Annotated in this window: 13 protein-coding genes, 1 rRNA gene and 1 pseudogene; 14 read left to right on the forward strand and 1 reads right to left on the reverse strand. The window is 40.3% G+C overall.

Translation table 11 applies throughout. From position 1 onward, the window contains the following. Positions 1–44: 44 nt before the first annotated feature. The 11 genes from EDC16_RS03405 to EDC16_RS03455 all read left to right on the forward strand — a co-directional run bounded on the left by EDC16_RS03405 (position 45) and on the right by EDC16_RS03455 (position 9,200). Positions 45–1,052 (forward strand): TRAP transporter substrate-binding protein, encoded by a 1,008-nt coding sequence (locus tag EDC16_RS03405; RefSeq protein WP_132965396.1) that lies wholly within the window; start codon positions 45–47, stop codon positions 1,050–1,052. A gap of 57 nt (positions 1,053–1,109) precedes the next feature. Then, positions 1,110–1,649, forward strand: coding sequence for a TRAP transporter small permease subunit (locus EDC16_RS03410; protein WP_132965398.1), 540 nt, complete (start codon positions 1,110–1,112; stop codon positions 1,647–1,649). Position 1,650: 1 nt separating this feature from the next. Further along, a complete protein-coding gene (locus EDC16_RS03415) occupies positions 1,651–2,979 on the forward strand; it encodes a TRAP transporter large permease (protein WP_132965400.1) in 1,329 nt (442 codons plus the stop codon). 139 nt (positions 2,980–3,118) lie between these two features. Then, a complete protein-coding gene (gene dprA / locus EDC16_RS03420) occupies positions 3,119–4,270 on the forward strand; it encodes a DNA-processing protein DprA (protein WP_132965402.1) in 1,152 nt (383 codons plus the stop codon). Between the two features lie 58 nt (positions 4,271–4,328). Continuing rightward, positions 4,329–4,511, forward strand: coding sequence for a type II toxin-antitoxin system HicA family toxin (locus EDC16_RS03425; protein ID WP_132965404.1), 183 nt, complete (start codon positions 4,329–4,331; stop codon positions 4,509–4,511). Between the two features lie 24 nt (positions 4,512–4,535). Then, positions 4,536–4,973 carry a type II toxin-antitoxin system HicB family antitoxin gene (locus tag EDC16_RS03430; protein WP_132965406.1) on the forward strand — a complete coding sequence of 146 codons (438 nt, stop codon included), beginning with the start codon at positions 4,536–4,538 and terminating at the stop codon, positions 4,971–4,973. Positions 4,974–5,045: 72 nt separating this feature from the next. Next, positions 5,046–5,588 carry a DNA topoisomerase family protein gene (locus EDC16_RS03435; RefSeq protein ID WP_132965408.1) on the forward strand — a complete coding sequence of 181 codons (543 nt, stop codon included), beginning with the start codon at positions 5,046–5,048 and terminating at the stop codon, positions 5,586–5,588. Between the two features lie 3 nt (positions 5,589–5,591). After that, entirely contained in the window at positions 5,592–6,146 is a 555-nt protein-coding gene (tsaC, locus tag EDC16_RS03440) for an L-threonylcarbamoyladenylate synthase type 1 TsaC (RefSeq protein ID WP_132965410.1), read from the forward strand. Between the two features lie 2 nt (positions 6,147–6,148). Further along, on the forward strand, positions 6,149–6,691 hold the full coding sequence (locus EDC16_RS03445; RefSeq protein WP_132965412.1) for a GNAT family N-acetyltransferase: 543 nt from the start codon (positions 6,149–6,151) through the stop codon (positions 6,689–6,691). Then, the gene (gene aroE / locus EDC16_RS03450) at positions 6,692–7,501 is read left to right on the forward strand and encodes a shikimate dehydrogenase (RefSeq protein WP_132965413.1); all 810 of its coding nucleotides are present in this window, start codon (positions 6,692–6,694) and stop codon (positions 7,499–7,501) included. A gap of 136 nt (positions 7,502–7,637) precedes the next feature. Beyond that, complete coding sequence (locus EDC16_RS03455; RefSeq protein ID WP_132965424.1) at positions 7,638–9,200, forward strand: AbgT family transporter; 1,563 nt, start codon at positions 7,638–7,640, stop codon at positions 9,198–9,200. A gap of 68 nt (positions 9,201–9,268) precedes the next feature. Here EDC16_RS03455 and EDC16_RS03460 read toward each other — a convergent pair whose 3' ends face one another. Next, complete coding sequence (locus EDC16_RS03460) at positions 9,269–9,868, reverse strand: nitroreductase family protein (RefSeq protein ID WP_132965426.1); 600 nt, start codon at positions 9,866–9,868, stop codon at positions 9,269–9,271. Positions 9,869–10,145: 277 nt separating this feature from the next. Here EDC16_RS03460 and EDC16_RS03465 point away from each other — a divergent pair. The 3 genes and pseudogenes from EDC16_RS03465 to EDC16_RS03475 all read left to right on the forward strand — a co-directional run. Then, positions 10,146–11,633 (forward strand): annotated as a pseudogene (locus EDC16_RS03465) (sodium-dependent transporter); the annotation flags it as partial. Positions 11,634–11,811: 178 nt separating this feature from the next. Further along, positions 11,812–11,916 (forward strand): methionine/alanine import family NSS transporter small subunit, encoded by a 105-nt coding sequence (locus EDC16_RS03470; protein ID WP_132965430.1) that lies wholly within the window; start codon positions 11,812–11,814, stop codon positions 11,914–11,916. A 380-nt stretch (positions 11,917–12,296) separates the two neighbouring features. After that, positions 12,297–12,370, forward strand: a 16S ribosomal RNA gene (locus EDC16_RS03475); the annotation flags it as partial.

Raw genomic sequence — 12,370 nt, forward strand, 5'->3', positions numbered from 1 at the left:
ATTAAATAATTAATCTACAAATCTAACTAAAAAGGAATAGTAATATGAAACTACTTAAAACATTAATAACCTGTTCAATATTAGCGTTCTCAGCAAGTTCGGGTGCAGCTACCTATAATTGGAATTTTCAATCTTCAGATCAACCGGGTGATGATGCTTTTAAATTTCAGCAACAATGGGCAAAAGATGTTGAAGAATTATCTGATGGTAAAATTCATATAAATGTATTAGGTGCTGGTGCGGTTGTAGAACATAACCAAACGCTAGAGTCTATTGGAATGAATATCCTACAAGGTGATTTTACTGATCCTTCCTATTTTTCAGGTAAAGACCCGGCATTTGCGCTATATGGTAATTTAATTGGTGCTTGGAATGATCCGAAAGATCTTGTTGATTTTATTTATAATGGTGGTGGGTTTGATGTTGCGAATGAATTGTTAAATAAATATGGTGTTGAGCTTTTAGCTGTCAGTACTGTCGGTGTGGAATCTTTAGTGGCAAAAAAACCAATCCATAACATTGAAGAGCTACAAGGTGTTAAGGTAAGGGCTCCAGAGGGATTAGTACAGGTATTATTTAAGAATTTAGGTGCATCTCCAGTAAATTTGCCGGGATCAGAGGTTTATACATCACTGGAAAAAGGGGTTATTGATGCATCAGATTATTCTATTTTTGCTAGAAATGAGGCAAATGGGATGAATGATATTGCCAAATATCCAATTCATCCTGGCTGGCACTCTATGCCGATAAATCAAGTGACATTGAATAAAAAAGTGTACGATGCTTTACCACAAGATCTAAAAGAAGTATTAAATCAAGCTGGTAGAAATTATGCGAATGGCTTCTTAGAGCTTCATCAGAAATTAGATGCAGAAGCTGTAAAAAATATTAAATCCGGAATTACGATTATTGAATGGAAGCCTGAAGAGGTTCAAAAAGTCAGAGAAATTGCGACAAAAATGTGGCCTGAATGGGCAACTAAATCACCAATGTCTCAGAAATATTATGATACAGTGATGAAATATTTAAAAAGTAAAGGCATGATTCAATAAAATCAATGACCAGAGGTTATATAAATAATCTCTGGTTTTTTATAGGCGGTATTTGTTATGAAAATAGAAGAAGAAAATTTATCTAAACATAATTTAACATTAATTGATAAATGGGTTGAGATAATTGGTGGAAAGTTATCTTATTTATATTTCTTTATCGTTTTTATTTCATTTTATGAAATTATAGCGCGGTATTTGTTTAATAATCCTACTGATTGGGTTCATGAAAGTAGTATTGCATTAGCTGGATTTTTGATGATTTATGCAGGTCTATTTTCTTATGGTCGAAATAAACATATCAAAGTTCCGATATTATTAAATAAAGTTTCACCTAAATTAAAAAATATCTTAGAAATGTTTGCTAATATAATTACTCTTATTTATCTAGGTCTATTAAGTTATGCAAGTTATTTTATCGCTAAATCAGCAGCATTTTCTCCTTCCGGCGATTTAATGTTAGAGCGATCAGGATCTGCTTGGAACCCACCTTTCGCTGGATTGCTAAAAGTTTCTCTTTTTATATTGTTTATAATTTTTTTTATTCAAGTGATTTGTAAGTTACAAAAACATTTCCACTATTACAATAAGGGAGAATAATATGTTTGGCTTTAGTGAGATGGGGATCGAACTTGTCACGACACTGATATTTATTGTTATGTGTTTATTATTAGTTATTGGTATTCCCTTAGCGTTTTTAACCGGATTAATAGCAACACTTCTTGCGGTAGGTTGGTTTTCTCCCGATATTCTTCCGATGATCGTAAATCGTGTTTACGGGTTTATGACAAGCTATTCATTATTAGCAGTGCCTATGTTTGTACTAATGGCCTCTCTACTAGATAAAACCGGAATTGCTAAAGATCTATATAATGCAATGTGGTTAACAACTAGGAAATTTCGTACTGGCGTTGCCTTACAAACAGTATTAATCGGTGTATTCTTAGCTGCAATGTCAGGGATTATCGGTGGAGAAACAGTATTACTGGGACTATTGGCTTTACCACAGATGTTAAGACTGGGTTATGATAAAAATCTAGCAATTGGTACTGTTGTAGCCAGTGGAGCATTGGGTACAATGGTTCCTCCAAGTATTGTATTGATTATTTATGGGTTGGTTGCTTCGGTTTCGATTGGGGATTTATTTACTGCCAGCTTCATTCCTGCTTTTATGTTAGCTGCAATGTATATTTTATATATTATTATTCGCGGTAAATTAAACCCTGCGATGCTACCTGATATTCCTGATGAGGAAAGAAATCGACCTATTTCTAAAGAGGAACGTAAAAAAGCCCGCATTGATATTGCATTACCTGCCATGATAGCGTTATTAGTGTTGGGTAGTATTTACGGAGGAATTGCTTCAGTCACTGAGGCTGCTGCTGTAGGCGTAATAGCAGTGCTCTTAGTTTCTATCTATCGGAAAGAGCTTAATTTAACTATTGTTAAGGAAGCTTCATATACCACTATGCAGACTTGTGGCATGATTATGTGGATTGGTATAGGCGCTTATATCTTAGTTGGCGTATATAATTTAGTTGGAGGTAACCATTTTGTTGAGTCATTGCTTGTAGGTTCGGGCTTACCGCCAATTGGAATTATTCTGATTATGATGTTGATTCTTTTTGTATTAGGGTTATTTTTAGATTGGATTGGGATCGCAATGTTAACTATGCCAATTTTTGTTCCAATTGTGCAGAATCTAGGCTTCGATCCGATTTGGTTTGGTGTTTTATTTTGTGTCAATATGCAAGTTTCTTTTTTGTCTCCACCTTTTGGTCCCGCTGCTTTTTACCTACATAGCGTAGCACCGGAAGGAATTGAATTAGTTGATATATTTAAATCAGTTTTACCGTTTATTTTAATTCAAATCATACTATTAACGCTATTGATTGTTTTTCCTGATATTGCACTTTTTTTAGTAAAATAAATTAATAAATAACACGGTATTAAAATTTACTACCGTGTTATTCATTTTTACGATCCCGCTTCCAAAAATAATCCTAAAGTCGTTTAAAGTGCGGTAGTTGTTGCGATGATAAAGCTCTTTAATCTTATAGCTGATCATTATGTCGTTAAACATACCGTTAGAATTGTTACTGCGTCTTAACCAAATTCCAAATTTTGGTTCAAGTGCGGTATTGCGCTTGCTTAAACAGGTTTCGGTGCAACAGTTGTTGGAATACGGGGCGGTAGAGTGGGCGCATTTAGGGTTGGATTCGCGTCAGATTCAACGCTGGTTGCAGCCGAAAAAAGAGTATATCGATCCGGTGTTGGCGTGGCAGGCGCAAAGTGCGGTCAATCAGGTGATCACAATTTTTGACGCTGACTATCCTTTTTTGCTGAAACAAATAGTCTCGGCACCGTTGATTATTTATCTGCAAGGCGATCGCAACTTATTGCACCAGCGACAAATTGCGATGGTCGGCAGCCGTGATTGTTCGGATTATGGCGAATATTGGAGCCGCTATTTTGCTACGCAATTGAGCCTGCAAGGCTATGTGATTACCAGTGGCATGGCGTTAGGGATAGATAGCTACAGCCACCGCGCAGCGCTGGAAAGCGGCGGTAAAACGATTGCAGTACTGGGTAGTGGCTTGAATCGGATCTACCCAAAACGTAACCAGTCATTGGCACAGCAGATTATCGAACAAGGCGCGCTGGTTTCGGAATTTATCCCTAATCAAGCGCCGTTGCCGGAGAATTTCCCTCGTCGTAATCGGATTATCAGTGGCTTGAGTTTGGGTACGTTGGTGGTTGAAGCCGATGTAAAGAGCGGTTCGCTGATCACCGCACGTTATGCTTTGGAACAAAATCGTGAGGTGTTTGCCCTGCCGGGGGCGGTTCAGAACCGATTTAGCCGTGGCTGCCACAGCCTGATTAAACAGGGCGCTTTGCTGGTGGAAAGTTATCAGGATATTTTGGAAAATTTATCCGCTTATCCATCACAATCCGAAATGTTAACACCTATTCACCCAGTTGTGCCTGACACAGCAAAAATTAAACCATCACTAATACAGCCGGTGCAACAACTTACAAAAAATGAGAAAAGTGCGGTGGCCTATCCCGAACTGTACCGTCATATTGGCTATCAAGCAATTAGCGCCGATGATTTGGCAACTGCACTTAATTTGCCGATTTCGGAGGTTCTTTCGCAACTGTTGGAGTTGGAGCTGGAGGGGGCAATTTGTACGGTCAGCGGTGGTTATTGTCGTTGTTAGAAATACGTTGTTTTGTGTGTGTTAGTGTGTAAAATTAAAAATTGAATTAGGTAGGATTATGCGATCAAGTGATCTCATCAAGGAACTTAAGGCAAACGGTTGTGAGTTTATTCGGCATGGAAAAGGCGATCACCAAATTTGGTATTCTGCGAAAACCAATAGACGATTTTCTGTACCTCATCCCAAGACTGATTTGCCGATCGGTACATTAAAATCGATTAAAAGATCAGCAGGAATTTAATCCCATATTTTAGGAGAAGAAGAGATGTTATTTACCGTTGGGGTCGAATACCCTAAAAATGACAATGAGGCTTATGGAATGATAGTTCCGGCACTGTTTAATGAGCAGTATAGTTGCTTTAGTGCGGCTGATAGCGTTGAACTGATTCCTGAAATGGTGAAAGATGCGATTACAACGATTTTGGCGGATATGCTTGAAAGTGGTTTTGATGTGATGTCTATTCAAGATAACGGATTTATTGAATATCAAAAAGTAGTGGATTTTGATCATATTGATACTTGGTTGCTGATTGATGTTGATGTCAGTGAATATATGGGGAAAAAACAGCGAATCAATATCAGCCTTCCGTCGTATTTGATTAATCGGATCGACACTAAAGTTGGCGCTAGTGGTGGTCGCTATCGTGATCGCAGCCATTTTTTAGCGGTGGCATCACAACATGAATTAAGCGCGTCGTCTTAAAATGGTTATCTTTTGCCGAGCAATCTGATTCGGGTTAAGATAGTGCTATTCATCACTATTATGGGTTAAACCATGACTAAATCCCCGCTTTTTGAAGCCCCGCACCATACCGAGTTTTGTCCAAAGTGCGGTGCGCCGTTGCAATTGAAACAAGGAAAAAAGGGGCTGTTTTTAGGCTGTTCGGCGTATCCTGCTTGTGATTATTTAAAACCGCTGCAAACAAGCGAGGCCAAAATTTTGAAGGTTTTACCGCAGGCTTGCCCGCAGTGTGGGCATTCATTGGTATTGCGACAAGGGCATTACGGCATGTTTATCGGTTGTAGCCATTTTCCTGAGTGTCATTATATTGCACATGAGCAAACTGAAACCAACGAGGCTCAGCAGCAGTCGATTCCTTGTCCGGTTTGTGGTAAAGGACATTTACTGGCTCGGCGCGGGCGGCAAGGAAAAACGTTTTATGGTTGTGATCAATTTCCGCGTTGTCGTTTTAATCTGCCACATAAACCGGAAACACAGCCTTGTCCAAAGTGCGGTTATGGTCTATCGTTCCAACAGCAAGATGGTCGTTACCAATGTTGCAATAAGGCCTGTCGCCACCACTTTCAACGTGACTAGATTATGAATTATACCATTCCCCAATTAGCCAATTATATTAAACAACAACAGGTTATTGCGTATCCTACGGAAGCGGTTTTTGGTTTGGGCTGTGATCCGCGCAGTGAAAGTGCGGTGCTGAAATTGCTAGCATTAAAACAACGCCCGCTTGAAAAAGGGTTGATTTTGGTCGCACCGCACTTGGATTTGCTGCTGCCGTTTATCGATCAAAGCCGATTAAGCCACGAACATTGGCAACGCTTGCAAGCGGAATATGATCGCCCGATGACTTGGCTAGTACCGAAAAGTGCGCTTACACCCACTTTTTTAACTGGCGAATTTGACAGCATTGCGATTCGTTTGTGTCGTCATCCTGCGGTGACCGAACTTTGTGAAGCGACGCAAACAGCACTAACCTCAACCAGTGCAAACCTAAGTGGCATGCCGCCTTGCCGCACTGCTCAAGAGGTACGAGCGCAATTTGGCGTCGATTTTCCGGTGTTGCAAAGTGCGGTGGGTGGCGCGGAAAAACCATCGGAAATTCGAGATATTTTGACCAACCAACAGATTCGAGCATAAATATGAGACAACAATTAACTGTCAGCCATGAGATTGAGCTGCAAGTCATTCAGGAAAGCGATGCTGAGTTAATTTTTGATGCTATCGACCATAACCGCACTTATTTAGGGCGATGGTTGCCATTTGTGGCATTGACTCGCGAAGTGGCTGATTCTTTGGCATTTATTGATTCGTTGCAACATAAAAAAGCTGAACAGGTGTTCAAAATAAACTATCGAGGTAAATTTGGCGGCTTGATTGGATTTAATATGGTGGACAGTCATAATTTAAAACTGGAAATTGGTTATTGGCTGATCGAATCGTTGCAAAAAAACGGGATTATCACGCGTTCGGTTGCAGCGCTGGTGGATTACGCATTCAGCGAATTAGCAATCAATCGAGTACAGATCAATTGTGCCGTGGCGAATGTCGCCAGCCAAAAAATACCACAACGGTTGGGATTTATTTTAGAAGGTGTCCAACGTGATGGAATTTTATTAACGAATGGTCATTTCGTTGATTGTGAAATTTACAGTATGTTAAAACGAGAATGGAAAAGACTATAAATGAACAAATATGCCGTGTGGGGCAACCCGATAGCACAAAGTAAATCGCCTGAGATTCAGCAGCATTTTGCCCAACAGCAAAATATTACGCTGGATTATCAGCGAATGTTAGGTGATGAAGTGCGGTTTGAACAGCAACTGGCGCAATTTTTTGCTTCCGGTGGACAGGGTTGTAATATTACGGCGCCGTTTAAAGAGCGAGCGTTCCGTTTGGCGGATTTGCACAGTGAACGTTGTTTAATGGCGGAGGCTTGTAATACGCTGAAAAAACTGCCTGACGGACGTTTATATGCTGACAATACCGACGGAGCCGGGTTGGTGACGGATTTACAGCGCTTAGGCTGGCTGCAACCACAACAGCGGATTTTGATTCTTGGTGCCGGTGGTGCAACTAAAGGCGTATTGCTGCCACTATTGCAAGCCCAACAACAGATCACGCTGGCAAACCGCACTTTAGCAAAAGCACAACAACTGGCGGATAAATTTCAATCTTACGGCAGCATTAGAGCAGTCGAATTGGATCATATTCCCGTGAAGCCGTTTGATGTGATTATCAATGCCACCTCGTTAGGCTTACAAGGAAAAGTGGTTGAAATTAAATCTAAAATTATGCAAAAGTGCGGTCTGGCATATGATATGCAATATGCCAAAGGTTCAGACACGCCCTTTATCGCTTGGGCGAAACAGTGCGGCACAGCTCAAACCACCGATGGCATTGGCATGCTGATCGGACAAGCGGCGCACGCATTTGAAGTGTGGTTTGGGGTGATGCCGGAGGTTTCAACGCTATTAAAAAACCTAAATTTGTGATCCAGATAGATTTTTGGTTATATTAATGTTACATAATGACGGTTATGTAAATATTTTCATAGTACAATCCCAGTGTATTAGATAGTTGTTATCTTTAATTTAAAGTATAAATTTAAAACATAGGGAGCATATCATTATGAAAGAGATAAACAGCGGTGGCAGCAAGTTTTTACGCACAGTCGAATGGCTTGGAAATGCCTTACCACATCCCGTCATTCTATTCTTCTATTTTATTGTAATCCTACTTATATCTTCTGCACTGGGTGAATATTTTGGTGTATCAGTGTCCGATCCGCGTCCAGAGGGAGCTGCCGGACGCAGTGCGGATGGCATGATTTATGTGGTTAGTTTATTAAATCAAGATGGCATCATTAAAATTTTGACCAATTTAGTAAAAAATTTCACTAGTTTTGCGCCACTCGGTACGGTTTTAGTTGCCTTGCTTGGGGTTGGAATTGCAGAAAAAGCCGGATTACTTTCTGCTGGAATGCGTCTAGTTGTGATGAAAGCACCCAAAAAATTGACAACTTTAGCGATTGTTTTTGCAGGAATTATGTCGAATACTGCGGCAGAATTAGGATATGTGGTATTAATTCCGTTGTCGGCTATTATTTTTCACTCGTTAGGGCGGCATCCGTTAGCCGGTTTAGCGGCAGCTTTTGCCGGAGTATCGGGTGGATATTCTGCCAATTTATTACTTGGCACCATTGATCCACTATTAGCCGGGATAACTCAACAGGCAGCACAAATTATTGATCCGAGCTATACCGTCGGTGTTGAGGCTAATTGGTATTTTATGTTTGTCAGCACTTTTGTGATTTCAATTATCGGTTACTGGATCACCGAAAAGGTGGTCGAGCCGCAATTAGGACCTTATAATGTAACTTTAGGCAGTGATGAAATCGCAGCAAAGCAATCCTCTCAATTAACCTCGATAGAAAAGAAAGCCTTATATTATGCAACAGCCACTTTTCTGTTTTTATGCGTTTTATTGGCATTAAGTGTGATACCGGAAAATGGTATGTTGCGGGATCCACAAACAAAATTAGTTAGCGGTTCGCCATTTTTAAAATCAATAGTTGTTTTTATTTTTATATTGTTTGCTATTCCCGGTATTGTTTATGGTTGGATAGCAAAAACAATACGCACAAATAAAGATGTGGTTGATGCCATGGCGGAATCCATGAGTACACTAGGTTTATATTTGGTGATTATTTTCTTTGCGTCTCAATTTGTCGCGTTTTTCAATTGGACTAATATTGGTCAAGTTATTGCGGTAAAAGGTGCTAATTTCTTAAATGAAATAGGATTGCATGGTGGTTTGCTGTTCATTGGGTTTATTTTAATTTGCGCTCTTATTAATTTAATGATTGGCTCTGCTTCTGCACAATGGGCTGTTACAGCCCCGATTTTTGTGCCAATGCTAATGTTGGCAGGTTATTCACCGGAAATTATTCAAGCAGCTTATCGTATTGGTGATTCTGTAACCAATATTATTACGCCGATGATGAGTTATTTCGGTTTAATTATGGCAACAGTAATCAAATATCGTAAGGATGCTGGAGTAGGGACCTTGGTTTCTATGATGTTGCCATATTCGATAGCATTTTTAGCAGCGTGGTCAACATTGTTTTTCTTATGGGTATTTATCTTTGGTTTACCTGTTGGTCCTGGATCACCAATTCATTACCCTAGTTGAATATAAAATAAAGGCTCAAAATTTTGATTTAATTTTGAGCCTTTTGCTTCAGATATGAGTTTTAAAATTTACCCAAAAACTTTAAAACGTTGTTCATCATCCATATACGTTTTTTCACCGGCGGCGGCTTCGATGCTGCCAAATGGCATTTGGGCGCGTAGTTTCCAGCTTGCCGGAATACCCCAAGTTTTGGCAACAGTTTCGTCGATAATTGGGTTGTAATGTTGTAAGGTTGCGCCTACTCCGGCTTCTGCTAAGGCTAACCAAACTGCATACTGTGCGATGCCGCTGGCTTGTTCTGACCAAATCGGGAAATTATCGGCATAAGCAGCAAATTGCTGTTGCAAGCCGGTTACGACTTCTTGATCTTCAAAATATAATACCGTACCGAAACCGGCTTTAAAGCAGTTGTTTACTTTGGTCTCTGTGGCGGCAAAAGCTTCTGCCGGGATCATACTGCGTAATGTATCTAATACAATGTTCCATAGCCTTTCATGTTCTGCACCGAACAAAATAACTGCGCGGGAAGATTGTGAGTTGAAAGAGGACGGCGCTTCGCGTACAGCATCTTTAATTAAAGCAGTAAGCTGATCTTGCGATAATGTAACATTTTTACCGATACTATAAATTGAACGGCGATTTTTTTGTAATGCGTTAAATTTGGACATGGTGTTTTCTCCTGATTAAATGGACGTTTTTAGCATCTTATTTTGAATAATTGCAGTTGTAAATGGCGAAAATGTTGATGCATCATTTTATCACAGGAAATAATCAGGTATAAAAGTGCGGTTTGCAAGATAATTAACTGGCAATTAAAGCAGTTTGGTGGTTATTTTTTAAATCAAGGTACTTTTTTTAAATGAAAATTTACTATATAGTTCTCACCGTTAGATATTATCTATTCTTATTCTTTAAATAATGACAATAACTTTAGGAGGTTGAGGTATGTCTCAACATAATGCAGGTATGCCGTCTTCACGTGAGACATTTTCCGGACGCCGTGCTTTTATTTTTGCGGCAATTGGATCCGCGGTTGGGTTGGGAAATATTTGGCGTTTCCCTTATGTGGCTTATGAAAATGGCGGCGGCGCATTTATTTTACCGTATGTTGTCGCACTGTTGACAGCCGGGATTCCATTGCTGTTTTTAGATTATGCTATTGGGCATAAATATCGTGGTTCACCGCCATTGGCATTTCGTCGTTTATTTGGCGGCATGGAAACCATCGGTTGGTGGCAGGTGATGATTTGCGTGATCATCGGGTTGTATTATGCCGTGATTATCGGTTGGGCGACGTCTTATACTTTCTTTTCCATTAATCATAGTTGGGGTGCGGATCCAAGTAGCTTCTTCTTTAATGATTACTTGAAGATGTCGAGTGAGCCGGGTGTTAGTTTTGACTTTGTGGCATCGGTAACCTGGCCTTTATTGGCGGTTTGGTTGGTCTCTATCGGTATTTTGGCATTAGGGGTACAGAAAGGTATCGCAAAATCGTCATCAATTTTCATTCCATTATTATTGTTGATGTTCCTTATTTTGGTGGTGCGTTCGCTATTTTTACCGGGCGCAGTGCAAGGGTTGGATACGCTGTTTACACCGGATTGGTCAAAATTAAGTGATGCTTCGGTTTGGGTGGCTGCATACGGGCAGATTTTCTTCTCATTGTCAGTCGGTTTCGGCATTATGTTGACTTATTCGTCTTATCTGAAGAAAAAAGAAGACTTGACGGGTTCCGGCTTGGTGGTTGGTTTTGCTAACAGCAGCTTTGAAGTATTGGCGGGTATTGGGGTGTTTGCAGCACTTGGTTTTATGGCAGCAGCGGCAGGTAAGCCGGTTTCTGAAGTGGCAGCCTCCGGTATTGGGCTAGCATTTATTGCCTTTCCAACCATTATCTCTCAAGCACCATTTGGCGAATTAATTGGAATTTTATTCTTCGGCTCGTTGGTATTTGCCGGCTTGACTTCGCTTATTTCAATTTTGGAGGTTATTATTGCATCAGTGCAAGATAAATTGGGGATGGGACGCGTGAAAGCAACACTGATTGTTAGTGTGCCAATGATGTTGGTTTCAGTGTTGTTATTTCCAACGACAACCGGTTTGTCGCTACTTGATGTGGTCGATTCCTATGTTAATAACTTTGGTATTGTGGCGGTTGCGTTGATTTCTGTCGTGTTCTTGGTTGCCGGTATCAGTGCGTTGCCAAGTTTGCGTAATCATTTGAATGCTTCCTCTTCGTTTCGCTTAGGACGTAAATGGCAACTCTTTGTGGGTGGTGTAACCCCGGTTATGCTGGGCTATATTTTAATTACCGAGATTGTAAAACGTTTGTCAGAAGGCTATGGTGGCTATCCAACTTGGTTTGTGAATACCTTTGGTTGGGGCATGGCAATCGGGATCGTGGTGATTTCATTCTTGTTATCGCGTTTGAATTGGTCAAAACGTTCCGGATTATATCAACATGATATTGATGGTGCGCCAGTGGCACCACCGATTTTGGATCGCCAATTGGATTATAAAGTGATTAAATTACGCGAGTCCGCTGGTTTGAGTGTAGCAACGCAAGATGGACCGGTTAATCAAATGACGGATAAAGAGTAATAGGAGAAGAAAAATGAGTACTTCAGCAATTATTATGATGGCTATTGCGTTAGTGATTATCTGGGGTGGATTGATTGTGGCAGTGAAGCGCTTGCCGGAAGAGAAATCCGAAGATTAAATATTAAACAATAAAAATCGGCGATAACCTGCAATTGAGTAAGTTATCGCCTTTTTTATACCCGAAGAGCGGTATTTCGGATAAAAAACCATCGCTTGATAAAAAACAGAAAAAAAGTGAGAAAAAGGGGTTGCAAAGAATTTCTGAATGTCTATAATGCGCACCTCACAACGACGCAGCGTTCTGAATGGAAGCGAAGCGGTTGTGACTGCTCTTTAACAATATATCAGACAATCTGTGTGGGCACTTGTGCAAGACATTGGTGAAGTCTTACTGAGTTTCAGTGGGACGTAAAAAATAAACTAAAGTCTTAATGAGTGCTGATAGTAAATTCATAAAAATTTGTATTTAGGTCAGAGATTCATTGAGCGATTGAACTTGAATTGAAGAGTTTGATCATGGCTCAGATTGAACGCTGGCGGCAGGCTTAACACATGCAAGTCGAGCGGTAACG

This window comes from Testudinibacter aquarius (assembly GCF_004342725.1).
Taxonomy (GTDB): domain Bacteria; phylum Pseudomonadota; class Gammaproteobacteria; order Enterobacterales; family Pasteurellaceae; genus Chelonobacter; species Chelonobacter aquarius.

What these genes read in the sequence shown, in the direction of transcription:
- EDC16_RS03415 (WP_132965400.1), top strand. Translation starts at nt 1,651, where the DNA reads ATGTTTGGCTTTAGTGAGATGGGGATCGAACTTGTCACGACACTGATA.
- tsaC (WP_132965410.1), top strand. Translation starts at nt 5,592, where the DNA reads ATGAATTATACCATTCCCCAATTAGCCAATTATATTAAACAACAACAG.
- EDC16_RS03425 (WP_132965404.1), top strand. Translation starts at nt 4,329, where the DNA reads ATGCGATCAAGTGATCTCATCAAGGAACTTAAGGCAAACGGTTGTGAG.
- EDC16_RS03435 (WP_132965408.1), top strand. Translation starts at nt 5,046, where the DNA reads ATGACTAAATCCCCGCTTTTTGAAGCCCCGCACCATACCGAGTTTTGT.
- EDC16_RS03460 (WP_132965426.1), bottom strand. Translation starts at nt 9,868, where the DNA reads ATGTCCAAATTTAACGCATTACAAAAAAATCGCCGTTCAATTTATAGT.
- EDC16_RS03430 (WP_132965406.1), top strand. Translation starts at nt 4,536, where the DNA reads ATGTTATTTACCGTTGGGGTCGAATACCCTAAAAATGACAATGAGGCT.
- EDC16_RS03470 (WP_132965430.1), top strand. Translation starts at nt 11,812, where the DNA reads ATGAGTACTTCAGCAATTATTATGATGGCTATTGCGTTAGTGATTATC.
- dprA (WP_132965402.1), top strand. Translation starts at nt 3,119, where the DNA reads ATGTCGTTAAACATACCGTTAGAATTGTTACTGCGTCTTAACCAAATT.
- EDC16_RS03445 (WP_132965412.1), top strand. Translation starts at nt 6,149, where the DNA reads ATGAGACAACAATTAACTGTCAGCCATGAGATTGAGCTGCAAGTCATT.
- EDC16_RS03405 (WP_132965396.1), top strand. Translation starts at nt 45, where the DNA reads ATGAAACTACTTAAAACATTAATAACCTGTTCAATATTAGCGTTCTCA.
- EDC16_RS03410 (WP_132965398.1), top strand. Translation starts at nt 1,110, where the DNA reads ATGAAAATAGAAGAAGAAAATTTATCTAAACATAATTTAACATTAATT.
- aroE (WP_132965413.1), top strand. Translation starts at nt 6,692, where the DNA reads ATGAACAAATATGCCGTGTGGGGCAACCCGATAGCACAAAGTAAATCG.
- EDC16_RS03455 (WP_132965424.1), top strand. Translation starts at nt 7,638, where the DNA reads ATGAAAGAGATAAACAGCGGTGGCAGCAAGTTTTTACGCACAGTCGAA.